This window comes from Halomonas citrativorans, from assembly GCF_014898005.1.
Taxonomy (GTDB): domain Bacteria; phylum Pseudomonadota; class Gammaproteobacteria; order Pseudomonadales; family Halomonadaceae; genus Vreelandella; species Vreelandella citrativorans.
The window spans coordinates 110,250-135,612 of the sequence record NZ_JABUYX010000001.1 but is presented as its reverse complement, the minus strand read 5'-3'; the positions used below and the strand labels follow the sequence as shown (position 1 = coordinate 135,612).

Genomic DNA, 25,363 nt, shown 5'->3' with positions numbered 1-25,363 from the left:
TATTGCGCTGGATGAGCCCATGACACTGCTTTGGATAGCCTTATTACCGTTGCTTGGGGTACTGGTGCCACTGATCACCGCTCAACGCGACCGCTCTGTGTGTTCGCTTGCGACGAGCGTGGTACCGGCTGCCGCCCTGCTACTCACCTTACTTCAGATACCGGCCTTGCTGGATGGTGAAACATTGCGCTTCCATGCTGAATGGATGCCTGAGCTTGGCTTGGAACTTGCCTTTCGTCTGGATGGCCTGTCCTTGCTTTTCAACCTCCTGATTCTGGGGATTGGCCTGCTCGTATTGCTGTATGCCCACTTCTATTTGGGCAAAGATGAACCTGTAGGGCGTTTCTACGCTTTTCTGATGCTGTTCATGGCCTCTATGGTCGGCATCTCAATGTCTGACAACCTGATTCTTTTATGGTTGTTCTGGGAGCTTACAAGTCTCTCCTCGTTTCTATTGATCGGTTTTTGGTCTTATCGTAACGATGCGCGTAAAGGCGCACGCATGGCGCTAACCGTGACAGGTGCAGGCGGCCTTGCCCTATTAGCGGGGCTATTACTGCTCGGCGATATGGCCGGCAGCTTCAATATGAGTGATGTGCTGGCCAGTGGTGCCACCATTGTGGCGGACCCGCGCTACCCCATCATGCTGGCACTAATTTTATTGGGTGCTTTCACCAAATCGGCGCAGTTCCCGTTTCATTTCTGGTTGCCGCATGCCATGGCGGCGCCGACCCCGGTTTCTGCTTATCTGCATTCGGCCACCATGGTTAAGGCGGGCATCTTTTTAATGGCCCGGCTGCATCCAGCGATTGCCGGTAGCGAGCTTTGGAGCGTGGTGGTACCGCTTATCGGTTCAATCACGCTGCTATATGGCGCCTGGTTTGCTCTGTTCAAGACGGACCTAAAAGGTATTTTGGCGTTTTCTACCATTAGCCACCTGGGCCTGATTACAGTGCTATTGGGCATCGGCACGCCTATGGCCGTTTTGGCGGCGCTGTTTCATATTGTTAACCACGCCACTTTCAAAGCAGCGCTTTTCATGAGCGCAGGCATCATCGACCATGAAACCGGCACACGTGAGCTTAAGCAGTTGGGTGCGCTGCGCAAAACCATGCCCATTACTGCCCTGCTGACGACACTGGCCGCTGCGGCGATGGCAGGTGTGCCCTTCTTTAATGGGTTTCTCTCCAAGGAGATGTTCTTTACTGAAACATTAGCCACGCCCGTACTGGGCGGGTTAAGTTGGCTAATCCCTGCGCTGGCCGCTATAGGTGGCATTCTTTCCGTTGCCTACTCGGTACGTCTGGTGTATGCGGTGTTCTATGCGCCTGCGAAGGAAGCGTCGCCCAAGGCGCCTCATGAGCCACCACACCTGATGCGTTTTCCGGTCGAACTACTAGTAGTGCTCTGCATGCTGGTAGGTTTATTCCCCACGCTGATGGTCAATAACCTGCTTGAGCTGGCGACGCAAGCGGTGCTCGGTGAACCGCTGGACTTCCACTTGGCTATTTGGCACGGCGTGAACCTGCCACTCATCATGAGTATGGTGGCGTTTGTAGTGGGTGTTGTCCTTTACTGGCGCCATGCTGATCTACGTCGTTTCGCCCAATCGTTTGCCAGCGTCGATGCAAGCCGTGTGTTTGAGCGCGCAATGATCAGCCTTGAGCAACGTGCAGAAGCCCTCGTGGCCGCCTGGGACGGTCATTCGCTGCAGCGCTTTGTGGGCTGGCTTTTGCTGTCCACGCTGATCATGGGCGTTATCGGCTTATCACAAATTACCGAGCTTACCGGCCCCAAAGGCAATCAACCCATTGATGGCGTGCTGCTGCTAGGCGCTGGCATGTTGATTTTTGGCGGTATCGCCACCGCCGCCACTCACCGCTACCGGCTAATTTCACTACTCATGCTGTCGGTGGTGGGACTTTTTGTAGCCCTTACGTTTGCACGCTTCTCTGCACCGGATCTAGCGCTGACGCAGCTTTCGGTGGAAGTGGTAACGATGATTTTGCTGATGCTGGCGCTTTTTTTCCTGCCTCAAAAGACGCCCCCCGAATCCAGCCCCAAGCGCAATCTGCGCGACATGCTGTTAGCGGGTTCATTGGGACTTGTCATCGCCAGCATTAACTATGCGGTGATGACGCGAGATACGCTGTCGATCTCTAACTTCTTTATGACCAATAGCGTTCCTGGCGGCGGCGGCCATAATGTGGTCAACGTCATTCTGGTCGATTTCCGTGGCTTCGATACCTTGGGCGAGATTACGGTGCTGGCCTTGGCGGGCTTGGCGATTTTCAAATTGCTCAACCGTTTACGCCTGTTTATCCCGCACAGCGACGGAGAAGGCCGCGTTTGGTCCCCTGATCGTTATCCGGCCATTCTGACCTCTATTTCACTAGCTCTATTGCCGTTGGCGCTGCTGGTATCGGCGTTTATTTTCTTGCGCGGCCACAATGAGCCCGGCGGCGGCTTTATCGCTGGCTTGATCACCGCGGTTGCGCTGATTCTTCTGTATATGGCACGTGGCGTGGAATGGACACAACAGCGTTTGGACTTCCCCTTCCAACCCGTTGCCATTGCAGGGGTTGCGGTGGCGACGCTAACCGGCTTGGGTAGCTGGTTGTTCGGCTACCCCTTCCTGACCTCTGCCTTCAGCTACTTTAGCCTGCCGGTAGTCGGTAAGTTTGAGTTAGCCACTGCTCTGCTGTTTGATCTCGGCGTTTATCTCGCCGTCGTCGGCGCCACGCTGATGATTCTGGCCAACCTGGGCAAGGTCACCACGACTCACCGGCCAGTGGTTAATGAGCCCAAGGGCGATGAGGTCACGCCGCCACCCGCCAAGGAGCAAAGCTGATGGAATTACTTTACGCAATCACCACCGGCGTACTGAGCACCTGTGGCCTCTATTTAACGCTTCGGGGGCGTACTTTTCCCGTAGTGGTAGGTCTAACGCTGCTTTCTTACGCCGTGAACCTGTTTCTATTTTCGATGGGTGGGTTAACCACTGACGGTGCGGCCATTGTTCATGGCGAAGGCGTTTATGCCGACCCGCTGCCTCAAGCGCTAGTGCTTACCGCCATCGTTATTGGCTTCGCAATGACCGCTTTCGTCGTGATTCTCGCGATGCGCGCCCGCAGTGAAGTGGGCAACGATCATGTAGACGGTAAAAAGGAAGACCGCGAATGATGCAACACCTGATTGTTTTTCCTATCGTCCTGCCACTGATCGCCGGCATTATGCTGCTCTATCAGCGCCAAGGATTGGTTCGCTACAAACGTATCGTGAGCGTTGTGGCCACCGTTCTATTACTGGCCGTGGCGATAGGCCTAATTAGCCAAGCCATGCGTGGCGAGATTCTTTACTACGCATTGGGCAACTGGCAAGCGCCTTTCGGCATCGTACTGGTGCTCGACCGCCTATCTGCCTTGATGCTGTTGATCACAGCCCTGCTTGCAGTGGGTGCCGTGATATTTGCCTGTGCAGGGGATGATGAAAAAGGCAGCAATTTTCACGGCCTTTTTCAGTGGCAACTTCTGGGCATTAATGGCGCGTTTCTAACCGGCGACTTGTTCAATCTGTTCGTCTTTTTTGAAGTGCTGCTTCTCGCCTCTTACGCGCTGCTGCTACACGGTGGCGGCAAAGCACGCATCCAGGCGAGCGTGCATTACGTGGTACTCAACCTGGCAGGTTCTTCACTGTTTCTGATAGCGGTAGGTACGCTTTATGGCGCTACGGGAACGCTTAACATGGCGGATATGGCGCTGCGCGTAGCCGAACTGCCTGCTGAACGCCAAGGCTTGGTGACTGCCGGCGCGTTAATGTTATTGGTGGTATTTGGCTTGAAAGCCGCCATTTTGCCGCTCTATTTCTGGCTACCGCGCGCTTATTCCGCGGCGCCCGCCCCGGTGGCGGCTCTCTTTGCCATTATGACCAAGGTCGGTATCTACGCCATCCTGCGCGTTTATCTGCTGATTTTTGGCGAAAGCGCGGGCGCACTGACCGCACTGGAGCAGCCATGGGTATGGTGGCTCGGCTTGGCAACGCTCGTTGCCGCTGGGGTAGGCATTATGGCTGCCCGAGATCTGAAACTACTGGTCGCTTACCTGGTGCTGCTGTCGGTGGGCACGCTTTTGGTCGGTGTGGGCATGCGAACAGAGCAAGCGACTTCAGCGCTTCTTTACTATTTGGTTCATACCTCCTTGATTACGGGTGGTTTATTCCTGCTGGCTGAAATGATCGGATTACAGCGCGGCAAGGCAGGGACTCGGCTGGTGAAAAGCCGCCCCATGACCCAAGGCAAGGCGTTAGCGCTACTGTTTCTTGTAGGTGCTGTCGCCGTTGTGGGCGTTCCGCCACTTTCCGGCGCCTTGGGGAAAGCACTGGTGCTCAACGCCGCTGAAGGTGCTCAGCGATTATGGCTATGGCCTACTCTACTGCTGGTGAGTTTGGCAGCCTTGATCGCTCTGTCACGCGCAGGCTCCACGATCTTCTGGCGTAGCTATCGCGGTAGTTTAGGCGGCAATGCGTTGCCACGCCGCCAATGGTTTGCCGTCATCTGGCTGCTAAGCGCGGCCCCCTTAATGACCCTGTTTGCAGGGCCCATCAGCAGCTACACCCAGGCAACGGCCGAGCAGCTATCACAGCCACAAGTCTTGATCGACACGCTGCTACTTGATGCAGGAGATGCCCCATGATTACCCCGCGCTCCTGGCTGCCGACGCCAGTTTTATCGCTATTATTACTAGGCGTCTGGCTGCTGCTTGCACGCAGTTACGCCCCCGGGCAAATCGTACTGGGCGGCATACTGGCCATTATCATCCCACTGGTGACCTATCGGTTCTGGGACACGACTCTACGCATCAAAAAGCCCTGGGTGCTGCTGCGGTTTATCTTGAGGGTTTTAAAGGATATCGTCGTCGCCAATTTTGAGGTGGCTTATCTAGTGGCCAACCCTTGGCGCAGGCTAACGCCACATTTTATTGAATACCCTTTAATGCTGGAGGAGCGCTTCACCATTACGCTGCTGGCCAGCACCATTAGCCTGACGCCTGGCACGGTATCAGCCAACCTGCGCCTCGACGGTCAATCGCTATTAATCCATGCTCTGGATGTTGATGATGAAGAGGAACTGATCAGGCAGATCCGCGAGCGGTATGAGCGCCCTCTCAAGGAGATTTACGAATGCTAAGCATTGCTTTGTACATTACCCTAGCGCTTGTCGTCATGGCGCTGCTGATGAATCTCTTTAGGCTTACCGTGGGGCCAGACCTCCCGGACCGCGTACTGGCGCTGGATACCATGTACGTTAACTCCATCGCACTGATTGTTCTGCTGGGGCTATGGCTTAACAGCAAAACCTATTTCGAGTCGGCGCTGCTGATTGCCATGCTGGGCTTTATCAGCACCGTGGCCGTGTGCAAATACATTCTGCGCGGAGACATTATCGAATGAACGCACTTTCTGTCTCGTATCACCCGGAGGCGTCGCCATGTCGCTCTTTGTAGAAGCACTTATCTCCTTAATGCTTATCACCGGCGGCGTGTTCGTATTTATCGGCTCACTGGGGATGGCTCACCTGCGCGATTTTTATATGCGCCTGCATGGCCCTACCAAGGCCACTACGCTGGGTATTGGCTGCATGCTGATTGCCTCAATGGGTTATTTTTGGAGCGTCGATGGTCACATTGATATTCAGGAGCTGCTCATCACGCTATTTCTGTTTATTACCGCCCCTGTCAGCGCCCATTTGCTTGCCAAAACCGGCCTGCACTTGCGTTTGAGGCATGCCCAAAAAACGCAGGGCAAACCGATAGAGCTTCGCTCAGAGGAAGTCGGTGATAAACCCGTCCCCCATCCCGACAAAGGCCACGGTTAGCCGTCCGGCCATGGCCCTGTAGTGAGAAAACAGTCTCTACACGGCCACGGCTTCCTAAATTTTCACAGCCCACAACCGATAAATAAAGTGCTTAACAATGACAGAGATAGTAGTGGTCGTTAGCGCTTTCCGGTAAGCTCCACAGCGTTTTTGACCATAATGAGGTGAATGTATGTGGAGCCTCCTACGGCTGTCTGCCATTACGCTATCGCTTTGTGTGTTAGCCGGTTGCTCAGACCCCAAAATAGATACCAGCTCCATGCCGGCTGCGGTTGTCTCAATTGAGAATGTACGTGAGGCGATGCCTGCTTATAAGCGTGATGAGTTTGATAAAGCGCTCGCTATCATGGCGATGCCAAACTTTGGCAGCATGGCCTTACTTAGCCCTAAACGAATGAATGCAGCCGAGATCGCTGAATCGGCCAACGTTCGCATGCATGGTCTAACGGGCGACCAGGTAATTAAACGCGCCGACGATATTCTACGTGAGAGGCGAGCCAGAGAGCGTCAGCAGGCGCTCTCTACCCTTTCCCGGTTGACTGAAAAGCAAGCGCGGGCAGATAAAGACCGAGAACAACGGGAACGCTTTAGCATTGATAACGCACGCTATTATATAAGCCAAAGCCCATACGGCACGCCAGAACCGGCGCTGGATATTGAGGTGACCAATCATACGGAGCAGGCCGTCTCGCAAGTATTTTTAAGAGGTGTTGTGACCAGCGCTGATCGGTCCGCGCCCTGGATTGATGAAACGTTTTACTATGTGATTGCGGGCGGTCTTGAAGCAGGTGAAACGGCCACGTGGCGCTTGGCACCTAATCGTTTTAGCGCGTGGGGAAACACACAAATACCCAGCGATGTATCGTTCACGGTAACCGTCGAAGGCCTTCAAGATGCCCAAGGCAACCCGTTATGGGATTCGCCTGAACTTAGCAAGAGCGAGGTAGAAAGGCTTGAGCACCTGAACCACGAATATCAGGGCATTGCACTATCTACCACCCAGTAGTTGTCGGGTTTATAGAGCGCGCACTATTGAGTCGGTACGTTACGCACCGACTCAATAGCTGGCCGAAAAACACTTAATCCATTAGATCCGTTTGGCGATAACCAATCAGATACAGCACGGCATCAATGCCCAGTGTCGAGATCGCCTGACGCGCTTGAGCGCGCACTAACGGCTTGGCTCGAAACGCGATACCCAATCCCGCTTTAGCCAGCATTTTCAGGTCATTGGCGCCATCGCCCACCGCAATAGTCTGCTCCAACGTAAAGCCTTCGCGCAGCGCAATCTGCTCCAAAAGCTCTGCCTTGCGCTCAGCATCAACAATCGGCAACGTCACTTCACCAGTGACTTTACCGTTCTCGATCACCAGCTCATTAGCATGAATCTCATCAAAGCCGAGTTTTTCCTGTAAATGGCGGGCAAAATAGGTAAAGCCCCCGGATAGAATCACAGTGCGGTAACCGAAGCGCTTTAAATTAGCCATCAAACGCTCTACACCATCCATTAACGGCAGCTCTTCGGCAATCTTGATCAACACCGACTCATCCAGGCCTTTCAGCTTGCTCATGCGTTCGCGAAAGCTCTCCTGAAAATCCAGCTCGCCACGCATGGCCCGCTCGGTCACCTCGGCAACCTCATCACCCACCCCGTGGTGCCGGGCCAGCTCATCAATCACTTCAGCTTTGATCAGCGTGGAATCCATATCGAAGCACACAAGGCGGCGATGGCGCCGCCAGATTGAGTCTTCCTGAATGGCGATATCCACGCCATGTTCGCCTCCTAGTGCCAACGCCTTTTCGCGCAGCGCTTCGATATTCGCCTCGTCGCCACGTAACCAGCACTCAACGCAGGCACCGCCGGAAGGCGCGCTACCCTCCAGCGATTCACGCCCAGAAAGCCGATGAATCAGCTCAGCCGTTAACCCAAACTCTGCCGTTAAAATGCCGACTTCAGCCAATATGCCTGCCGGCAAATGCGGCGCCAGCAGCGTCAAAATAAGCCGAGGCTGACTTGCTTCGTTGCTCCAGCGCCGATAATCGTCGGCGTTAACCGTAATCACCTGCACATCCAACCCTAGCGCATCGCCCGCCTCGCTGAGCATCGCCTCCAAGGCATTATCGTGTTCAAGCCCCACAAGGGCTTCCAGAGAGAGCATGCCAAACGTCACGCTTTGATTAATATCTAAAAGCTGGGCATTCGTGCGGGCCAACGCTTTCCCAAATCCCTCTAGCTGACCGGAACGCGCGATACCGGTTGCACGAATTAAACAACGCTTTGTCATGAGTTACTCTCCCGCCTCTAACCGATCAACTTTTTGGAAGCCGCGCGGCAATTTGCTGCCTCGTCGCCCTCTTTCGCCGCGATAATACGCTAAATCATCCGCTTTCAAGGTCAGCTTGCGCTTACCGGCGTGAACCAGCAGTGCGTCGCTTGCCGAGAGAACAGTAACGTCACGTACAAACTCCTCACGTCGGGCGGCTCTCGGGCCGGGAATATCGAGCATTTTGTTGCCTTTACCTTTGGTCATTTCAGGCAACTGCTCAAGCGGGAACAGCAGTAATCGGCCTTCGCTAGACACCGACGCCACCCACAGCTCTTCACCGTCAGGCACTTCGATGGGCGCCATCACGCTACAGCCTTTGGGTACGCTGAGTACCGCTTTGCCGGCTTTATTTTTACCGGTAAGCGCGTCCAAGCGGGCCATAAACCCATAGCCACCGTCGCTTGCCAATACAAAGCGCCGTTCGGGTGGGGCAAGCATTAACCCGGCCATTTGCGCCCCTGCCGAGACATTAGCGCGGCCGGTCACCGGTTCACCCTGGCCCCGCGCACTGGGCAAGTTATGAGCGGCCAGGGTGTAAGCGCGTCCCGTATCGTCCAGCAGCACCAGCGGCTGATTAGTCTTGCCCCGAGCGGCCAGATGAAAGCTATCACCGGCTTTATAGGACAGTCCTTCCGGATCAATATCGTGCCCTTTGGCAGCGCGAATCCAGCCTTTATCAGACAGCACTACGGTGACCGGATCAGCCCCCAGCAGCTCAACTTCTGAAAGTGCCTTGGCTTCACTGCGCTCTATCAACGGTGAGCGGCGCTCGTCGCCGTGCTCTTTGCCCGCCGCACGAATCTCTTTTTCGATCAGCGTGGTTAGCTTTGCTTCACTGCCCAGCAAGCCCGTAAGGTACTTACGCTCTTTTTCCAGCTCGTCCTGCTCGCCGCGAATTTTCATCTCTTCGAGCTTGGCAAGGTGACGCAGGCGCAGTTCGAGAATCGCTTCCGCTTGGCGTTCCGAGAGACTAAAAGTGGCGATTAGCGAGGCTTTCGGGTCATCTTCCTCACGAATAATCCGGATCACTTCGTCAAGATCCAGATAGGCTGTCAGCAAGCCTTCCAAAATGTGCAGGCGGTCTTCAACCTTGCCCAATCGGTGCTCCAACCGGCGGCGCACCGTGGTCCGGCGAAAGCGTAGCCACTCGCCCAGCATATCCGTTAGGGGCATGACCCGCGGGCGGCCGTCCAGGCCGATCACGTTCATATTTACCCGCACGTTCTTTTCCAGGTCCGTGGTGGCAAACAGGTGAGCCATGAGCGACTCGACATCCACGCGGCTGGAGCGCGGCTCAATCACTAGGCGCGTGGGCTCTTCATGAGTTGATTCATCACGAAGATCGGCCACCATGGGGAGCTTTTTCGCCTGCATCTGTGCGGCAATCTGCTCAAGTACCTTGGCACCGCTGACCTGGTACGGCACGGCGGTAATCACGATATTGGCGTCTTCGCGGGTATAGCGCGCACGCAGTTTTACCGAACCTCGGCCTGTCTCATAAAGCTTACGCAGGTCGGCTTGGGGCGTGATGATTTCCGCATCCGTTGGAAAATCAGGCGCGGGTACAAACGCCATCAAGTCAGTTGTGGTCGCCTCAGGGTTGCGCAACAGATGGCAGGTAGCCTCGACCACTTCGCTAACATTATGGGGCGGAATGTCGGTGGCCATGCCTACCGCGATCCCGGTACCGCCATTGAGCAGTACATGAGGCAACTTGGCAGGCAGCACGAGAGGCTCCTGCATGGTGCCGTCAAAGTTGGGTGCCCAATCGACCGTGCCCTGCCCCAGTTCGCCCAGCAGCACTTCGGCAAACTTGGAGAGCTTGGCCTCGGTGTAGCGCATGGCGGCAAACGATTTGGGGTCATCCGGACTACCCCAGTTGCCTTGGCCATCCACCAGCGGGTAGCGATAGCTGAACGGCTGGGCCATCAGCACCATGGCTTCGTAACAGGCGCTGTCGCCGTGAGGGTGGAATTTACCCAGCACGTCGCCCACGGTACGCGCTGATTTTTTGTACTTGGCATTGGCGTGCAGCGCCAATTCGCGCATGGCGTAAATAATCCGCCGCTGCACGGGCTTCATGCCGTCGCCAATGTTGGGCAGCGCACGGTCCAAGATGACGTACATCGAGTAGTCGAGGTACGCTTTTTCGGTATAGTCGCGCAAGGAGAGGCGTTCGACGTCGCCTTCCGCTACCTGAATATCCATGGTCATCGGGGGTTATACCTCAATATCTGCGAGGTTGCCGTAATCTTCCAGCCATTTCTTGCGGTCGCTGGCACGCTTCTTGGCGAGCAGCATATCCATCATTTCCATCGTGCCATCGCCCTCTTCCAGGGTGAGTTGCACTAGGCGACGGGTTTCGACCGCCATGGTGGTTTCGCGCAGCTGTAAAGGACTCATTTCGCCCAGGCCTTTAAATCGCTGAACATTGGGCGTGCCGCGTTTTTTCGCCAGTTGCTTGAGCACGGCGGCTTTTTCGCTCTCATCGAGGGCGTAGTGCACCTCTTTACCTAAATCGATGCGGTAAAGGGGCGGCATGGCGACAAACACATGGCCGGCATCCACCAGCGCCGGAAAATGGCGTACAAACAGCGCACACAGCAGCGTGGCAATGTGCAGGCCGTCGGAGTCGGCATCGGCAAGAATACATATTTTGTGGTAACGCAGCTTTTCAAGGTCGGCGTTCCCCGGGTCGGCGCCAATCGCGACCGCAATATCATGAACTTCCTGAGAGCCGTAAATATCGTGCGTCTCGACTTCCCAGGTATTCAGAATCTTGCCGCGCAGGGGCAGGATTGCTTGGGTGTCGCGGTTACGCGCCTGCTTCGCACTGCCCCCGGCCGAGTCGCCCTCGACCAGGAACAGCTCGCTAAGTGACGGGTCCTGCCCGGAGCAGTCAGCAAGCTTACCCGGAAGCGCCGGGCCTGATGTGACCTTTTTACGGGCGACCTTCTTGGCCTTTTTCTGGCGATGCTGAGCGGCGCTGATCACCAACTCCGCCAACTGCTCGGCTTGATCAATATGATGATTGAGCCACAACGAGAAGGCATCCTTCACCACGCCGGAGACAAAGCCTGCGATGGTGCGTGATGACAGCCGCTCTTTGGTTTGCCCGGCAAACTGAGGGTCGAGCATTTTCACCGAGAGCACGAAAGAGGCGCGCTCCCAAAGATCCTCAGCAGTGAGCTTGATGCCGCGCGGCAGCAGGCTGCGATATTCACAAAACTCACGTAGTGCATCCAGCAGTCCTGATCGAAAACCGTTAACGTGAGTGCCGCCTTGCGGCGTGGGAATCAGGTTAACGTAGCTTTCGAGCAGCGATTCACCGCCTTCCGGCAGCCATTGAATGGCCCAATCCACGCCATGCTCGTCGTCACTGAAGTGGCCGACAAACGGTTCGCCAGGCAGTACGTCATAGCCATCGGTGGCTTCGGCCAAATAGTCGCGCAGACCATCGGCGTAGGCCCACTCTGTCGTCGTTCCGTCTGGCTCAATCAGGGTAACGGCAAGCCCCGGGCAGAGCACCGCTTTGGCGCGCAGTAGATGTTTAAGCTTTGAAACGGCCAGTTTGGGGCTGTCGAAATAGCTCTCATCAGGCCAAAAACGCACTAAAGTTCCGGTAGCGCGTTTAGCCGCCTTACCGATTTCATGCAGATTTTCGACTTTTTCGCCGTGCTCAAAGGCAATCGCATGGCGCGCGCCGTCACGGGTCACTTCTACTTCCAAGCGCCGTGAAAGCGCGTTAACGACTGAGACGCCAACGCCGTGAAGGCCACCAGAAAACCGATAGCTTGAAGAGGAGAACTTACCGCCTGAATGCAGTTTGGTAAGAATCAGCTCCACCCCTGAAACGCCGTGTTCGGGGTGAAGATCAATCGGCATACCTCGGCCGTCATCCTGAACCTCGATGCCCCCATCGCTGTGCAACGTGACACGAATAAAAGAGGCGTGGTCGGCCAGCGCTTCATCGACGCTGTTATCAATCACTTCCTGGGCCAGGTGATTGGGCCGTGAGGTATCGGTGTACATACCGGGACGCTTACGTACCGGCTCGAGCCCTGACAGGACTTCGATAGAACTCGCGCCGTACTGAGAGGCATCAAACTGGGTCATGTAACGTCGGTTCCTGAAGGGTAAAGCTGGCAGCCGCCTGTGACTTGTACAGGCGGCCGACAAAGATCGCTAGAATAGCAAAAAGCTGTATATCCAGCCATATCTAATACATGGCAGGAAAACTGGGAGCACGCTTTTTCATAGACGCCCGAGGCAGTTACCCATCCTGCTCGGCGGCCCAAAACGCTTCAATCAAGCCGCGGCTAGAGGCATCCATGCGGGTAATGTCGCCCTGCCCATCGATGATGCCTTGGGTATCCGTGGCAATTTTTTTGCCAAGCTCCACCCCCCACTGATCGAACGGATTGATATCCCAGATAACGGCTTGAACAAACACCTTATGCTCATAAAGGGCAATCAAAGCCCCCAGCGTAGCGGGCGTTAGTGTATCCAGCAGTACCGTGGTCGATGGCTGATTGCCGCGATAGCGTTTGTGCTCTGGACGGGGGCCATCATCATCCAGCGCGTCATCGCCGAGCATCAGAACGCGGGACTGGGCAAAGCAGTTGGCAAGCGCTAGCCGGTGCTGCGCTTTGAGATGGCGGCGAGTATCCGGGTCTTCCACCTCATCATAACGCTTGAGCGGAGCGATAAAATCACACACAACCGACTGAGTGCCCTGATGAAGCAGCTGATAAAACGCATGCTGAGCATTGGGGCCCAGCTGCCCCCACAGTACCGGGCAGGTCGAATAATTGACCGCCTGGCCCTGGCGGGTAACCGACTTGCCGTTGGACTCCATTTCCAGCTGTTCAAGGTAGGCAGCAAAATATTCCAACCGACCATCGTAAGGCAGGATTGAGTGGGCGCGGATATCCAGAAAATTAACGTTCCAGATGCCGGCCAAGGCCAGCAGAACCGGCAGGTTATCTTCCATGGGCGCTTCACTGAAGTGGCGGTCCATGGCGTGGGCACCGGCCAGCAGCTCGCGAAAATGCGTCATGCCTACGACCAGAGCAATCGGCAAACCAATCGTGCCCCATAGCGAATAGCGCCCGCCTACCCACTCCCAGAATTTAAGCTGGTGGTCGGGCGCAATGCCCCACTCGCTCATTTTCTCGGGGCTGGCCGACACACCAATAAAGTGCTGGCGCACAATAAGTTCAGCGCTTACCGGTGGAGCACTGACAAAATCGCTATGCTGAGTTAAACGGCCCAACAGCCAGTCTCTGGCCGTATTGGCGTTGGAAAGAGTATCAATGGTGGTAAACGACTTGGAGGAGAGCACAAAGAGGGTCGTTTCCGGATTTAGACGCCCTAAATAATCGGCCAGCTGCGAGCCATCCATTGTCGAGGCAAAATGTACCTCAACGGGATGAATATTCTCAGGCCGATAATCGGCCAGTGCATGGGTCACCATCAACGGCCCTAAATCCGAGCCGCCGACGCCTAAATTCACCACATGGCGAATGGGCTTGCCCGTGGCTCCTCTCCACTGCCCGGCGTGCAAACGGCACACCAGACGCTCCATTTGCGCCAGGCTTTCCTGCACTCCGGCGACAATATCTTCCCCTTCAACGTTCAGCGTTGCCTCGGCCGGTAAACGCAGCGCTGTGTGCAAGGCTGGGCGGTTCTCACTAACGTTAACCCGCTTACCACTTAATAAGGCATCAATAGCGCTGGGCACACCCGCATCGTGCGCCAGCGCTAACAGATGCTCAAGCGTATCGTCGTCCCAACGCTGCTTGGAAAGATCCAGCGTCAGGCCGGCTTCATGGCGGGTAAAATTCGCCCATCGGCTGCTCTCCGAGCCAAATAGTGTTTTTAAATGAACGCCTTTGAGTTCATCGGCATGCTGTTTTAATGTCTGCCATGCGGGCAGTTTATCGGGGGTGGCGCGTGATGCTGAGGCCATTTGCCGTCTCCTGTGGCGTCGAACCATGCAGCTCGGGTCTGTTCTGGTCAAATCAGGGCGCGTAAACTACTCCCCCCTTTTGATGATTCCCGGCTTGCCAATGAGTAATGCATCTTACCGTGACGCTATCTTTTCGACACCCCTTGATCGAGTGGCGCGCTTCTCGTTCGATGAACAGGTAGTGGCTTGTTTTCCCGACATGGTCCGTCGCTCTATACCAGGCTACGGCCAAATCCTGGGCATGCTGAGCCTGATTGCCCAGCGTCACCTTCGCCATGGCGGCCACGTGTATGACCTGGGCTGCTCGCTCGGCGCCTCAGGCTTGGCGCTTGCGGGCGCACTCGCCCCTGACGCGTTTCGCTATACCGGCGTCGATTTATCACCAGCAATGGTGTCGCGTGCTCGCCAGACCTTCACCGAAGAGTGCCCTGAACATGCCATGAGCGTGGAAGAAGCCGACATTCGCACGCTCGAGTATGCGCCATCCGGCATGATCATTCTTAACTTTACGCTGCAGTTTTTGCCACCGGCTGACCGGGATGCCCTGTTAAGGCGGCTGTTTGACGCGCTCGAGCCTGGCGGCGTGCTGGTTTTATCGGAAAAAACCGTTGACGTCGATGAGCGGGATAATGCCTGGCGAGTTGAGCGCTATCATGACTTCAAACGCGCCAATGGTTACAGCGACATGGAAATCAGCCAAAAGCGCACCGCACTTGAAAACGTGTTGGTGCCCGATACGCTGGATGCGCTGCATCAGCGCTTACAGCAGGCAGGCTTCCCACGTACGGTAACGTGGTTTCAATACTTGAACTTTGCCTCTGTCATTGCGTTTAAGGAGAGTTAAGTGGAGCTCCCTGATGACCACCGCGCACTTTATCAGGCGTTTTTAGACCAGGGCTTAACGACCTGGCTGGCTAAATTACCCGAGCAGCTGGCCAGAGGGCTTGACCGCCAACGTCATGGCGACCTGCCCGCCTGGGAGAAGGCCGTTGCCAAACTGCCGGCCTTACCGGCCGAGCGCCACGTTCAACTGGACAGCGATACGCTAACGGTAGAGCTTGCGCTCAGCGATAGCCAGCAACGCCAATGCTTTAATCTACTGCGTAAGCTGGCTCCGTGGCGCAAAGGACCTTTTCAGCTGGGCGGCATTCATATCGACACCGAATGGCGCTCTGATTGGAAATGGCAGCGCGTGGCGCCTCATTTAGCCCCCCTGAGATACCGCAAGGTGTTGGATGTAGGCGGCGGCAGCGGCTATCACGCCTGGCGGATGACCGGAACAGGAGCGGCCTTCGTGCTGGTGATTGACCCTTCACCACGCTTTTACTGGCAGTTCCAAGCAGTGCGCCACTTTGTGGGCGATGCAGACGGTGGGCGCACTCAGTTTCTACCGGTCGGAATCGAGGATGTACCGGAAAACCTCGGCTTTTTTGATACGGTGTTTTCAATGGGCGTGCTTTATCACCGCCCTTCGCCACTTGAACATCTTCAGCAGCTAAAAGCCGCGCTGGCGCCGGGTGGCGAGCTGGTATTGGAAACGCTGGTGGTGGAAGGCGACGAGCAAACGGTGTTTGTTCCCGGCGAGCGTTACGCCGCGATGCCTAATGTTTACTTTCTACCCTCCTCCAAAGCGCTTTGCCACTGGCTTAGCCGTTGCGGCTTTACCAATATTCTCGTGGTCGATGAGGCAGTCACCACCCTGGACGAGCAGCGCTCCACCGAGTGGATGACCTATCAATCCTTGGCCGACTTTTTAGATCCCAATGATCGTACCCGCACCATCGAAGGCTACCCGGCGCCGCGGCGGGCAGTGATTATTGCCAACAAGCCGGAACAGGCTGTAAAAACAGTTATTTAAGCCAGCACAGTCGTTAGCGTTTAGCGGCGCAAGATCACCAGCCAGCGGCCCAGGTTCAACATGCTGGCAAGTGAAGCCGCAACATAGGTGAACGCACAAGCGGTAAGCACATGCCGAGCGCCCGACATGTCGTAGGGTGGCACGTACTCTTTTAAAAGCGGCAGTGCGCGGTTGAAGCTGGCATCAAACTCCACCGGCAGCGTGACCAGATGCACCAGGGCGGCGGTACCAAAGCTGATCACCGCCATGCCAATGACTAACGCCAAACCGCCCGGCACGCGCGTCAACAAGAATAAAAACGGCGCGGCCATCATTAGAATCGCGCCCATTTTTTCTGCCTTTTGGGCAACACCTACCAAGCGGCTGCGTGCCAGCAGTGGCGCATAGCCTTGGTGATGCTGCAACGCATGGCCTACTTCATGAGCGGCAACGGTAACCGCCGTTAACGAGCAGCCATCATAATGGTCAGGCGAAAGGCGCACACAGCGCGTCTCTGGGTCGTAATGATCGCCGAATTCGGTACGCTCAACGGGAATGTCTTTAATACCCAGACGCCGTAGCAAATGCTCGGCAAGCTCAGCGCCGGTGCCAGGGTAGTCATTACGTCCTCGCATATGGCGTTTTAGCACCCACTTTGCCCATACATTGGGCAGTATAAATACCGCGAGTAACAGCACGACGAATAGAACGACCATGATGACTTAACACTCACTAGGAGAAAACAGGGAAAGGCTTCGTTTTATCATGGTCGGGCTAGCAACAACAGAGTTGAGGCTAGACTTCCCCTTGGGCTTCACGACGCTCTTCTTCGCGATGCTCTTTTACATCGCGCTCGACCGCTTCCAGGCCCCGCGCTGAAATATCCCCATTGGCGTGGGCGTGCTCAGCAATTAATACACTGTCGGGTGCGAGCACCAGGTCACACTCGGAATTGACCAGTTCATCGCGAAGCCGTTGAATGGCCTTCTCGCGCTCAGGGTCTTTATCCACGCGACGGATATAAATCGCCTTGATGCGCCCAGGATAGGCTTTCACGATCTCAGCATACACTTCTGGGTCGTGCTGTCCGCTATCGCCAATCAGGATGCACGGTAGCCCATCAAACAGCGTCAACATTCGATCAATTAACAAGCGCTTGTGAGCTTCGGCACGGCGCGGCCAGGGGTGACGCAGCGAAATTCCCCACTCGCGTAGAAACAGGATCGGACCTACCGGAATCCGGTTAAGCTGAAAGAACGTTTCGAGCATTTCGTAAATAGCCCATGGCCCGCGGGATACATACAAGATGGGTCGCTCGGCCTTCTCACTTTCGCCCCGGTGCAGCGCCTGATAAAGCGAGGCAACGCCTGGAAACGCCGTACGCCGATGGGGTTTACGCACAAACAGGCGGTAGAGCATCTTTAGCTTTTCGGCAACGCCGGTAAACATGACGGTGTCATCAATATCGCTGATAATCAGCAAGTCGGTTTCCGGTGGCGGTACGTATACCTCAACATTAGTACGTACAGGCGACTGGTTTTCCGCATGCACCCTAATATCCGCTCGATGCCAGGACACATCGATAGGCAGCGAATGGGTAATCGGAAGGTGCGCATCGAAATAGCCATCCCGGTCGGTTGTCAAGGACAGTTCGTTTTCACCGATACGAATATCAACTTGGGCACCGGCCAAGCCCCGTCGAAAAATGCGGCGCGCTACATCAGCTGTGTCGCGCAGCATCCCTCGGCGTGGAATAGCGCGGCCAAGAGCGGCTTGGCGGAACACCCGCCCCATCAAAAACACTTCACTGGACGAACCGTAACCACGGTAAGGATGAACGACCATCCCCCCGCGGCCACGGTCTCGCTTCATCGGTTTTGCAACCGTGTGGACAAGCCTTTTAACAAAGCTTGCCCACGGGCTCAACCATGACATTAGGCGTGTTGACCTGAGTGGCGTCCTTCTTGCAGCTCTTCAAGGAGCTTGGCATTGAACGCATCCAGGTCTTTGGGGGTACGGCTAGTGACCAAACCATTATCCACCACGACGGCCTCATCGACCCATTCCGCGCCCGCATTGCGTAAATCCTGAGCCACGGTGGGCACCGACGTCATACGACGACCTTCTACCAAGCCAGCGTTAATTAAAATCCATGGCGCATGACAAATAGCGGCTACTGGCTTACCTGCGTGAAAAAATGCTTTTACAAAACTTAGCACGTCTTCTTTGACCCGCAGCGCGTCGGGATTGAACAGGCCGCCTGGCAGTACCAGGGCGTGATAATCAGATTCATTGACATCTGTCAGCGCTTTATCAGCCGAATATGTATCACCCCAATTAGTTTCTGCCCAGGCACGAATATCGTTGCCTTCAGGTGTCACGATATCAACATCAACACCGGCATTTTTGAGTGCGTCACGCGGTGAACTCAGCTCAGACTCCTCAAAGCCATCGGCCGCCACAATAGCGACGCGTTTACCCTTTAGTGTTTGGTTCATCATGCTCTCCTTTTCGTGATGAGGCGTGCGTGAAAAACGCTTTATCAGTGTGGCGTATCCTGGGAGAGCGTCAAGCGAGCCGACCGCTACATTAGAGATGCTTGATTTAAGTAGATATAAAAAAGCCCGCTTAATCAAAGCGGGCCAACCTGTTGATAAAGACTATTGGTAAAGACTATTGATAAAAAATGATTTAGCGTTTGAGCAATTGACTAATATCGTTGGCTTCCCAGTGCGGAAAGTGCCTGCGTACCAGCGCATTAAGGTCTTTCTCAAACGCTGACCAGTCCGTGGTGGGGGCTTCAGCAGCACCTGCTGAACCCGCTTCACGAATCATTCCCGCTCCCACCGTTACGTTGGTCAGCCGATCGACAATAATAAAGCTTCCCGTTTTAGGGCTAACCCGATAATTATCGATGGGTACGGTGGCGGTAAGCTCGATATCACAGCGAGCAATCGCATTGAGGTTTAACGCCTGCGCTGTGTGCTTCTCAAGCGTATTAACATCAATTTGATAGTCAATAGCGCTGACCTGCCCGGAAAGATCGCGGGTAGCGAGTTTAAAGTCGTAAAGCTTACCCAGGGTTAGTGGGTCTTCATGCATCCAGACCACATCAGCAGTAAACCGGTTGGAAAGCGGCACTTCCGCATCGGCACTGACTAGCCAGTCGCCACGAGAAATATCGATCTCGTCTTCAAGCGTCACGGTAATCGCTTGGCCGGGATAGGCTTCGCTTAAATCACCCTCAAAAGTGACAACTCTCGCCACGGTAGAGGTTTTACCCGAAGGCAACGCTTTTACCGCTTGGCCGGGGCGTAAGATCCCGGCGGCCAGCGTCCCGCAGTAACCACGAAAATCCAGGTTCGGCCGATTGACATACTGTACGGGTAAACGCAGATCCGTCAGGTTGTCGTCTTGGCTGATTTCGGTATTTTCGAGTAGTTCGATCAGCGTCTCGCCGCGATACCATGGCGTGTGCTCGCTACGGTTAACGACGTTATCGCCGTTGAGCGCCGACATGGGCACAAACTGGATATCGTCCACCTGCAAATTCGTTGCAAACGCACGGTACTCTGCCTTGATTTCCTCAAAGCGCTGCTCAGAAAAGCCCACTAAATCCATTTTGTTGACAGCAATGACCAAGTGCTGAATACCCAACAAGTCAGCAATAAAGCTATGCCGACGCGTTTGGGTTTGCACGCCATAGCGAGCGTCGATAAGGATAATCGCAAGACTTGCCGTAGAAGCGCCGGTGGCCATATTACGTGTGTACTGCTCATGGCCTGGCGTATCGGCAATGATAAATTTGCGCTTATCCGTCGAGAAGAACCGGTAGGCGACATCAATAGTAATGCCCTGCTCACGTTCGGACTGCAGACCGTCTACCAATAGCGCCAAGTCAACCGTATCACCCGTAGTACCGCTGGTTTTGGACGCTTGAGTAATCGCTGCTAGCTGATCCTCAAAGATCATCTTGGAGTCGTGCAGCAAGCGACCAATCAGGGTCGATTTACCGTCGTCGACACTGCCGCAGGTAATAAAACGCAGCAGGTCCTTGTTTTCATGCTCGTGCAGGTACTGCTCGATGTTGTCAGCGATTAAGTTAGATTGATGAGACATTAGAAGTACCCCTCGCGCTTTTTCTTCTCCATCGAACCCACCTGGTCGCGATCAATGGCGCGACCACTGCGCTCACTGGTGCGGGTCAGCAGCATTTCCTGAATAATTTCCGGCAGCGTTGCCGCTTCGGACTCCACTGCGCCGGTTAGCGGGTAGCACCCAAGCGTTCTGAAACGCACCGACTTCTCTTCAGGCACTTCACCTGGCGCTAGCGGCAAACGATCGTCGTCTACCATCACCTGCATGCCGTCGCGCTCAACCACTGGGCGCTTGGCTGCGAAGTACAGTGGCACAATCGGGATAGACTCCAGATAGATGTACTGCCAGATATCCAGCTCCGTCCAGTTGGAAAGCGGGAACACGCGAATCGACTCACCCTTGTTGACCCTGGCGTTATACATGTTCCAGAGCTCAGGACGCTGGTTTTTGGGATCCCAACGATGGTATTTGTCACGGAAGGAGTAGACCCGCTCCTTGGCCCGAGAGGCTTCCTCATCGCGCCGGGCACCGCCAAACGCAGCATCAAAACCATGCTTGTCCAGCGCCTGCTTGAGCGCTTGGGTCTTCATGATATCGGTATATTTGGCACTGCCATGCTCGAACGGGTTGATATTCGCCTCCCGCCCCTCTTCGTTGGTATGCACGATCAGTTTCATGCCCGCCTCGGAAGCCATGCGATCACGAAACTCGATCATTTCCCGGAATTTCCAAGTGGTATCCACGTGCATCAGCGGAAACGGCGGGGTACCGGGATAAAATGCCTTCCGCGCCAGGTGCAGCATCACCGAAGAGTCTTTGCCGATCGAATACATCATGACCGGGTTACTGAACTCAGCCGCCACTTCACGAATGATATGGATGGACTCGGCTTCAAGCTGTTTTAAATGAGTGAGACGCGCGGCGCTAAGTGCGCTGGGCACCTCACGCCGGGGCGTCGAAGAGAGCGGGGAGAACTGAGTCATGGTCTGCTACCTCACAAAACAAGCCAATTTTTATAAGCTTGCAGTACACGCTGAATTAAAACGTTATACGTTCGATTGTGGATAGAGTAACGCCGAGTCAATAATAACCCAAAAGAATTAATAACTATCTTTTTATTCTTTTATCGCCTAACGAACATAAAAAACATGATATCGCTATACGTCAACGCGCTCGACCCAGGTATCCCACTGCTCACCGCTAAGGTTTATCACTCGGTAACCAGGCCGTGAGGCTTCATCAATCGTAAATTCATCAGCGCCCGGCATAAACTGATCAGACATGGCTGGGCAGCCGTAAACACTCACTGAACCTGCCGCTGTTTCAATGTGCTGCGCATACGCTTGGTGAGCGTGACCAAACAGCACGACTTTCACCTGAGGATAAGCGCTTAAAACCTGCCAAAACGCTTCACGATCTTGTAGGCCGATAGCATCCATCCAGTCAGCGCCAACATCCACCGGTGGGTGGTGCATGGCAATCAGCGTGGGGCGGTCATCCTCTTCCAAGCGTGTCGTTAATGCCATCAACTGTTCGCTGCCCAGCTCACCGAAGGGTTGGCCCGGCACTTGGGTATTGAGCAGCAGCAGACGCCACTGCTGCAAATCTACCTCGTCAAGCAGCGGATGCTCGGCGCACATGAATGCTACCTGGTCGTGATTGCCCGGGAGCCAAAACCACGGGCAAGGAAGGTCAGCCAACGCCTCCTTGGCCAGTGCATAGGAAGCCGCTGTTTCATCCTGACTGATGTCTCCCGTCACAACGATAACGTCCGGACGCTCAGCCGCTGCCGCCGCGAGAACACGTTGAAAATGCAGCCATGGAACCCCCGCACGCGAACGTGTAGTAACATCAGCATGCAAGTGAGCATCGGTAATCTGTACAAGGCGCATTAGCGCATCTCCGGTAAATCGCAGGTATGACCATGGGCTAGTCCATGCGCTAACCATTCGCCTAAAAAGCGGTTTAGCTGGAGCTTTTCGTCAGGCTGATGCATCTGCGCATTAGGATATCGATAGCGGCCACTAAAGTGGCGCTGACGCTGAAAATCCGTCACCTCCGCCATACGCACGTCATGGTAAAGGTGCACGCGCATGCGCGGACCGTCCATAACTGAATCCAACGGACCGCTTTGAGTGACCGCCACCATGGTGGTGTAAGGGGCATGTTCCAATACGGTAAGCTGCAAATCGCCAAAGTGCTGCTCGTCACTGCTTAAGGCGATCTCTCGGCGCTGGCCACTCTCCATATCGCCCACCAGGCGTAATAACCGCAGGTAGTTGGCGCTGCACTCCCCTTGGAGCGACTTTAAATCGGTGACATAGGCTGTTCTTGCCATGAACACTCCTCGTGGTTTTCACTTTACGTGAGCGCTCGTTGGGATGCCGCGCGCAACGAAGCACGCTGACCAGCTAGCCAGTGCAATCCAATCAAACACATGGCGTTGTCGAGTCTTCCCTGTATCAAGAGTTCCCACGCGGTCGGAAAAGACACCACGTGAACACGAATATCTTCATGCTCCTCATCAAGGCCATGAATACCGCCCATACCTTGAGTATCAACCAGCCCACAAAAAAGCGTTACGCGTTCGTTGCACGCGCCAGGGCTTGGGTAGTACGTATGCATTAGCGTTAACGGGCCTACCACGCAGCCCGACTCTTCCAGCGCTTCGCGCCGGGCAACCTCTTCGAGTGATTCATCTTGTTCAACCAACCCTGCAACCAGCTCTAGCTTCCAAGGCGAAACGGGATCATCGAAAGCACCAGCACGAAACTGCTCCACCAGCACAAGCGCATCCCGTGCAGGGTCGTAAAGCAATACGCCTACCGCATCGCGACGGTGGTGCACTTCGCGATGCATGGGCTTGCTCCAACCACCTTCAAAAAGCCGGTGGCGTAGTTCCATCGCTTCCAAGCGAAAAAAGCCCTGATGAAGCGTTTTACGCTCAATCAGTTCTATATCGTCACGGCCAAAAGGCGGTGTTTCTAATGATGAAGTTTTAGCATTGAATGCCATGCGGCACTCCCAGTAATCACAATTACCCCATTATCAATGCTTACTACCGGGAATGCCAACCTGGCCTGGGCGGGGTTACAGACGGTTTAGCATGGCCTGGGCATCGCGGCGTAGCGCTTCATCGGAGAGTTCACGCTGCGCTCGTGGAGTACCGTTCACCGCACGTTCAGCGTGCTCGCGGGCAGCGGCGGTGTCCCCTTCATCAAGCAGGAACGCGGCGTAATAGTAGTTGACGTCGATACCTTCAGGGCGAATCTCAACGGCACGCTGAAACATTTGCTGAGCTTTTTCACTGCTTCCAAAGCTAATTGGGCGCCCAGGTACGTTGTCGTAAAGTGCGCCCAGTGTGACGTAGGCAGAACCGTTTCCTCCTTGCGGATCAAGCGCAATGGCCTGTTCAAGCGCATCACGCGCATCACCAGCGATACCCAACGCGCCGAAACCACCACGTTCACGCGCATACGAAGCCAGAATAATGCCCTGCCAAATCAGAAGCTCCGGCTGATCCGGGTTTTCGCTGGCCAACGTCGTGACTTCATTGGACAAAACGTCCAACGTGCCTTCACGCTGGTTAGCTGGCAAGTCGCTCACCGTATGTTCCCAACGGTTCTTCAAGGAGAACAGTTCGTTTTCATAGGCCAAGGCCGTTAAGGGTAACAGCATTAGCGTGCTGCCAAGCGCTGCAGTCATTATCAAACGAGAAAACGGTCGTGTGCGCATTATTATCTCCTGAGTTGTTTTTATATCGACATATAGACGCTGCGTTGTTAAGCGCTAATCAGCCTATTCTCACAATGTAACGAACGTTTGATTGATTCGCTAGCCGCGAGTGATGTCACTGTGCTTTTGTTTACTTTCTCTTTACCCTACAGTCGTCTTTAACCAGCGCTATCTTTAACCAGATGAGAGTCCCTTAATGAAAGGTCGTAACATGACCCGCTGGCGCGATCCGGCAAAAGATCCGCGTCAGGCACCCAAAAGCAATTTGATTACCGCCGAGGGCGCCGCGCGTTTACGCGGAATTTTGGATCACTTATCCAGAGTCAAACGCCCCGCACTCTCAACAAAAGTAGGTGAAGCCGCTGCGCTTGGCGACCGTAGTGAAAACGCTGATTACACTTACAACAAGAAAGAGCTGAACCGTGTGATTGCGCGGATTCGCTATTTGACCCTACGTCTGGATGAGCTGCAGGTGGTTGATCGACTACCCGCAGACACCAACAAGATATTTTTTGGGGCATTTGTCGAGCTGGAGGATGAAGATGGCGAAGCGCTTAGCATACGGATTGTAGGACACGACGAAATCGATACCCAAAAGCGCTGGATCAGTATTGATGCGCCCATGGCCAAGGCACTTCTCGGCAAAGGGGTCGATGACGATGTAGAAGTGCTTACTCCGAATGGGAAGGTGTTCTACACCGTTACTGCGATCCGCTATGCCTCGCTTTAGTGCACGGGGCTTCCTAATCTTTTAAGGCATAGTCGATAGTCGTCACCACTCGGACACGCTTGATATGCGGAGTATAGCTGTCCAAATCATCAATCGAGAAATAGCCTTGGGTTGCCTGGCGGATCTGCCCTACCTGACTCCCGGAGTCTTCTGCAAACTGCTGGGCGGCATTACGCGCGTCAGCCGTCGCCTCGGCAATCATCTCAGGCTTGATCGCCTCCAAGCCGGTAAATAGAAACTCGGTTTGGTACTCGTAACTTGGCGAGAGCAAAACCCCTTGACGTACCAGCGACGAGGTCCCTGGCATCGCCTGCATCACGCCCTCTACATCTGGCGAACGCAGCAGTAACGTGGCCTCAGCGCGGTAACGCTCATCAGGGCGCTGCCCGCCATAGAGATTACTAAACTGGTCGGTAATTCTGGGGGGTGTTGTGCTGATATGCCCGGGTTCAAATCCCTGAGACTCCAAAAAGCGACGAATCGCCTGGTCATTATTGGAAAGCTGCTGCTCCAGGTCGCTTAAGCTATTAGCGCTCACGCTGTAGTTAAACGGCCATAGCACCAAGTCGGCCGCCACCTCGCGCTCGGCCAAACCACGCACGGTGACATTGCGCGAAGACTGCTGCCACACGTCGGCCGCCTGCTTGATATAGCTGCCACCTCCTACCAACCCCAGCGCCAGCAATCCACCTAGCACAACTGCACTTCCCAATATCACGATGCTTCTACTGCTTTTAACCATCGTCGCTACCTCGCACAACGTTCATTAAAGTGCCCAATGCCTATCAGCATC

The 25,363-nt window shown here is 54.9% G+C and carries 24 protein-coding genes; 10 read left to right on the top strand and 14 right to left on the bottom strand.

Annotated elements, in window-relative coordinates; translation table 11 throughout:
• The first annotated feature begins 19 nt into the window (after positions 1-19).
• From INT20_RS00545 to INT20_RS00515, 7 genes are all read left to right on the top strand, one after another.
• Positions 20-2,851, top strand: a complete 2,832-nt coding sequence (locus tag INT20_RS00545) for a monovalent cation/H+ antiporter subunit A (protein ID WP_192526297.1) — start codon at positions 20-22, stop codon at positions 2,849-2,851.
• On the top strand, positions 2,851-3,183 hold the full coding sequence (locus INT20_RS00540; RefSeq protein WP_087109531.1) for a Na+/H+ antiporter subunit C: 333 nt from the start codon (positions 2,851-2,853) through the stop codon (positions 3,181-3,183). Before INT20_RS00545 ends, INT20_RS00540 begins: the two co-directional genes overlap by 1 nt.
• Complete coding sequence (locus INT20_RS00535; protein WP_192526296.1) at positions 3,180-4,691, top strand: monovalent cation/H+ antiporter subunit D; 1,512 nt, start codon at positions 3,180-3,182, stop codon at positions 4,689-4,691. Before INT20_RS00540 ends, INT20_RS00535 begins: the two co-directional genes overlap by 4 nt.
• Positions 4,688-5,185 carry a Na+/H+ antiporter subunit E gene (locus tag INT20_RS00530; RefSeq protein WP_172116262.1) on the top strand — a complete coding sequence of 166 codons (498 nt, stop codon included), beginning with the start codon at positions 4,688-4,690 and terminating at the stop codon, positions 5,183-5,185. The genes INT20_RS00535 and INT20_RS00530 overlap by 4 nt, the downstream gene beginning before the upstream one ends.
• On the top strand, positions 5,179-5,448 hold the full coding sequence (locus INT20_RS00525) for a K+/H+ antiporter subunit F (protein ID WP_087109537.1): 270 nt from the start codon (positions 5,179-5,181) through the stop codon (positions 5,446-5,448). The genes INT20_RS00530 and INT20_RS00525 overlap by 7 nt, the downstream gene beginning before the upstream one ends.
• Positions 5,449-5,485: 37 nt before the next feature.
• Positions 5,486-5,872 (top strand): Na+/H+ antiporter subunit G, encoded by a 387-nt coding sequence (locus tag INT20_RS00520; RefSeq protein WP_192526295.1) that lies wholly within the window; start codon positions 5,486-5,488, stop codon positions 5,870-5,872.
• 172 nt (positions 5,873-6,044) lie between these two features.
• Positions 6,045-6,878: a DUF6694 family lipoprotein gene (locus tag INT20_RS00515; RefSeq protein ID WP_319643836.1), complete on the top strand. Its 834-nt coding sequence runs from the start codon at positions 6,045-6,047 to the stop codon at positions 6,876-6,878.
• A gap of 73 nt (positions 6,879-6,951) precedes the next feature.
• Here the strand turns inward: INT20_RS00515 and serB are convergent, their stop codons facing one another.
• From serB to pgi, 4 genes are all read right to left on the bottom strand, one after another.
• A complete protein-coding gene (gene serB / locus INT20_RS00510) occupies positions 6,952-8,157 on the bottom strand; it encodes a phosphoserine phosphatase SerB (RefSeq protein WP_193056268.1) in 1,206 nt (401 codons plus the stop codon).
• 3 nt (positions 8,158-8,160) lie between these two features.
• Complete coding sequence (gene parC, locus INT20_RS00505) at positions 8,161-10,413, bottom strand: DNA topoisomerase IV subunit A (protein ID WP_193056267.1); 2,253 nt, start codon at positions 10,411-10,413, stop codon at positions 8,161-8,163.
• A 6-nt stretch (positions 10,414-10,419) separates the two neighbouring features.
• Entirely contained in the window at positions 10,420-12,315 is a 1,896-nt protein-coding gene (parE, locus tag INT20_RS00500; RefSeq protein WP_193056266.1) for a DNA topoisomerase IV subunit B, read from the bottom strand.
• A gap of 157 nt (positions 12,316-12,472) precedes the next feature.
• Positions 12,473-14,170 carry a glucose-6-phosphate isomerase gene (gene pgi / locus INT20_RS00495; RefSeq protein ID WP_192526291.1) on the bottom strand — a complete coding sequence of 566 codons (1,698 nt, stop codon included), beginning with the start codon at positions 14,168-14,170 and terminating at the stop codon, positions 12,473-12,475.
• Positions 14,171-14,270: 100 nt separating this feature from the next.
• Between pgi and cmoA the strand changes: the two genes are divergently transcribed.
• Positions 14,271-15,014, top strand: coding sequence for a carboxy-S-adenosyl-L-methionine synthase CmoA (gene cmoA / locus INT20_RS00490; protein ID WP_087109693.1), 744 nt, complete (start codon positions 14,271-14,273; stop codon positions 15,012-15,014).
• Entirely contained in the window at positions 15,015-16,028 is a 1,014-nt protein-coding gene (cmoB, locus tag INT20_RS00485; RefSeq protein WP_192526290.1) for a tRNA 5-methoxyuridine(34)/uridine 5-oxyacetic acid(34) synthase CmoB, read from the top strand.
• Between the two features lie 20 nt (positions 16,029-16,048).
• On the opposite strand, the gene INT20_RS00480 is transcribed toward cmoB, so the two are convergent.
• The 9 genes from INT20_RS00480 to INT20_RS00440 form a co-directional block, all read right to left on the bottom strand.
• The gene (locus INT20_RS00480) at positions 16,049-16,723 is read right to left on the bottom strand and encodes a zinc metallopeptidase (protein WP_192526289.1); all 675 of its coding nucleotides are present in this window, start codon (positions 16,721-16,723) and stop codon (positions 16,049-16,051) included.
• A gap of 79 nt (positions 16,724-16,802) precedes the next feature.
• Complete coding sequence (locus INT20_RS00475) at positions 16,803-17,942, bottom strand: App1 family protein (RefSeq protein ID WP_192526288.1); 1,140 nt, start codon at positions 17,940-17,942, stop codon at positions 16,803-16,805.
• Positions 17,942-18,505, bottom strand: coding sequence for a type 1 glutamine amidotransferase domain-containing protein (locus tag INT20_RS00470; protein ID WP_192526287.1), 564 nt, complete (start codon positions 18,503-18,505; stop codon positions 17,942-17,944). Before INT20_RS00470 ends, INT20_RS00475 begins: the two co-directional genes overlap by 1 nt.
• A gap of 193 nt (positions 18,506-18,698) precedes the next feature.
• Positions 18,699-20,126: a sulfate adenylyltransferase subunit CysN gene (cysN, locus tag INT20_RS00465; protein WP_193056265.1), complete on the bottom strand. Its 1,428-nt coding sequence runs from the start codon at positions 20,124-20,126 to the stop codon at positions 18,699-18,701.
• A complete protein-coding gene (gene cysD, locus INT20_RS00460; protein WP_172116252.1) occupies positions 20,126-21,088 on the bottom strand; it encodes a sulfate adenylyltransferase subunit CysD in 963 nt (320 codons plus the stop codon). The genes cysN and cysD overlap by 1 nt, the downstream gene beginning before the upstream one ends.
• Before the next feature lie 174 nt (positions 21,089-21,262).
• The gene (locus INT20_RS00455; protein ID WP_192526285.1) at positions 21,263-21,997 is read right to left on the bottom strand and encodes a metallophosphoesterase; all 735 of its coding nucleotides are present in this window, start codon (positions 21,995-21,997) and stop codon (positions 21,263-21,265) included.
• Positions 21,997-22,443, bottom strand: a complete 447-nt coding sequence (locus tag INT20_RS00450; protein WP_193056264.1) for a DUF1249 domain-containing protein — start codon at positions 22,441-22,443, stop codon at positions 21,997-21,999. Before INT20_RS00450 ends, INT20_RS00455 begins: the two co-directional genes overlap by 1 nt.
• A gap of 23 nt (positions 22,444-22,466) precedes the next feature.
• Positions 22,467-23,120, bottom strand: coding sequence for an NUDIX domain-containing protein (locus tag INT20_RS00445; protein ID WP_193053848.1), 654 nt, complete (start codon positions 23,118-23,120; stop codon positions 22,467-22,469).
• A 75-nt stretch (positions 23,121-23,195) separates the two neighbouring features.
• Entirely contained in the window at positions 23,196-23,840 is a 645-nt protein-coding gene (locus INT20_RS00440; RefSeq protein ID WP_172116248.1) for a tetratricopeptide repeat protein, read from the bottom strand.
• Positions 23,841-24,036: 196 nt separating this feature from the next.
• Between INT20_RS00440 and greB the strand changes: the two genes are divergently transcribed.
• Positions 24,037-24,570, top strand: a complete 534-nt coding sequence (gene greB / locus INT20_RS00435; protein WP_172116247.1) for a transcription elongation factor GreB — start codon at positions 24,037-24,039, stop codon at positions 24,568-24,570.
• Between the two features lie 13 nt (positions 24,571-24,583).
• Here the strand turns inward: greB and INT20_RS00430 are convergent, their stop codons facing one another.
• On the bottom strand, positions 24,584-25,312 hold the full coding sequence (locus INT20_RS00430) for an SIMPL domain-containing protein (protein ID WP_192526282.1): 729 nt from the start codon (positions 25,310-25,312) through the stop codon (positions 24,584-24,586).
• Positions 25,313-25,363: the final 51 nt, after the last annotated feature.

Bases quoted from the DNA above. Each gene is read 5' to 3' on its own strand.
- INT20_RS00545 (WP_192526297.1), top strand. From the start codon at position 20: ATGACACTGCTTTGGATAGCCTTATTACCGTTGCTTGGGGTACTGGTG.
- INT20_RS00540 (WP_087109531.1), top strand. From the start codon at position 2,851: ATGGAATTACTTTACGCAATCACCACCGGCGTACTGAGCACCTGTGGC.
- INT20_RS00535 (WP_192526296.1), top strand. From the start codon at position 3,180: ATGATGCAACACCTGATTGTTTTTCCTATCGTCCTGCCACTGATCGCC.
- INT20_RS00530 (WP_172116262.1), top strand. From the start codon at position 4,688: ATGATTACCCCGCGCTCCTGGCTGCCGACGCCAGTTTTATCGCTATTA.
- INT20_RS00525 (WP_087109537.1), top strand. From the start codon at position 5,179: ATGCTAAGCATTGCTTTGTACATTACCCTAGCGCTTGTCGTCATGGCG.
- INT20_RS00520 (WP_192526295.1), top strand. From the start codon at position 5,486: ATGTCGCTCTTTGTAGAAGCACTTATCTCCTTAATGCTTATCACCGGC.
- INT20_RS00515 (WP_319643836.1), top strand. From the start codon at position 6,045: ATGTGGAGCCTCCTACGGCTGTCTGCCATTACGCTATCGCTTTGTGTG.
- serB (WP_193056268.1), bottom strand. From the start codon at position 8,157: ATGACAAAGCGTTGTTTAATTCGTGCAACCGGTATCGCGCGTTCCGGT.
- parC (WP_193056267.1), bottom strand. From the start codon at position 10,413: ATGACCATGGATATTCAGGTAGCGGAAGGCGACGTCGAACGCCTCTCC.
- parE (WP_193056266.1), bottom strand. From the start codon at position 12,315: ATGACCCAGTTTGATGCCTCTCAGTACGGCGCGAGTTCTATCGAAGTC.
- pgi (WP_192526291.1), bottom strand. From the start codon at position 14,170: ATGGCCTCAGCATCACGCGCCACCCCCGATAAACTGCCCGCATGGCAG.
- cmoA (WP_087109693.1), top strand. From the start codon at position 14,271: ATGAGTAATGCATCTTACCGTGACGCTATCTTTTCGACACCCCTTGAT.
- INT20_RS00480 (WP_192526289.1), bottom strand. From the start codon at position 16,723: ATGGTCGTTCTATTCGTCGTGCTGTTACTCGCGGTATTTATACTGCCC.
- INT20_RS00475 (WP_192526288.1), bottom strand. From the start codon at position 17,942: ATGTCATGGTTGAGCCCGTGGGCAAGCTTTGTTAAAAGGCTTGTCCAC.
- INT20_RS00470 (WP_192526287.1), bottom strand. From the start codon at position 18,505: ATGAACCAAACACTAAAGGGTAAACGCGTCGCTATTGTGGCGGCCGAT.
- cysN (WP_193056265.1), bottom strand. From the start codon at position 20,126: ATGTCTCATCAATCTAACTTAATCGCTGACAACATCGAGCAGTACCTG.
- cysD (WP_172116252.1), bottom strand. From the start codon at position 21,088: ATGACTCAGTTCTCCCCGCTCTCTTCGACGCCCCGGCGTGAGGTGCCC.
- INT20_RS00455 (WP_192526285.1), bottom strand. From the start codon at position 21,997: ATGCGCCTTGTACAGATTACCGATGCTCACTTGCATGCTGATGTTACT.
- INT20_RS00450 (WP_193056264.1), bottom strand. From the start codon at position 22,443: ATGGCAAGAACAGCCTATGTCACCGATTTAAAGTCGCTCCAAGGGGAG.
- INT20_RS00445 (WP_193053848.1), bottom strand. From the start codon at position 23,120: ATGGCATTCAATGCTAAAACTTCATCATTAGAAACACCGCCTTTTGGC.
- INT20_RS00440 (WP_172116248.1), bottom strand. From the start codon at position 23,840: ATGCGCACACGACCGTTTTCTCGTTTGATAATGACTGCAGCGCTTGGC.
- greB (WP_172116247.1), top strand. From the start codon at position 24,037: ATGAAAGGTCGTAACATGACCCGCTGGCGCGATCCGGCAAAAGATCCG.
- INT20_RS00430 (WP_192526282.1), bottom strand. From the start codon at position 25,312: ATGGTTAAAAGCAGTAGAAGCATCGTGATATTGGGAAGTGCAGTTGTG.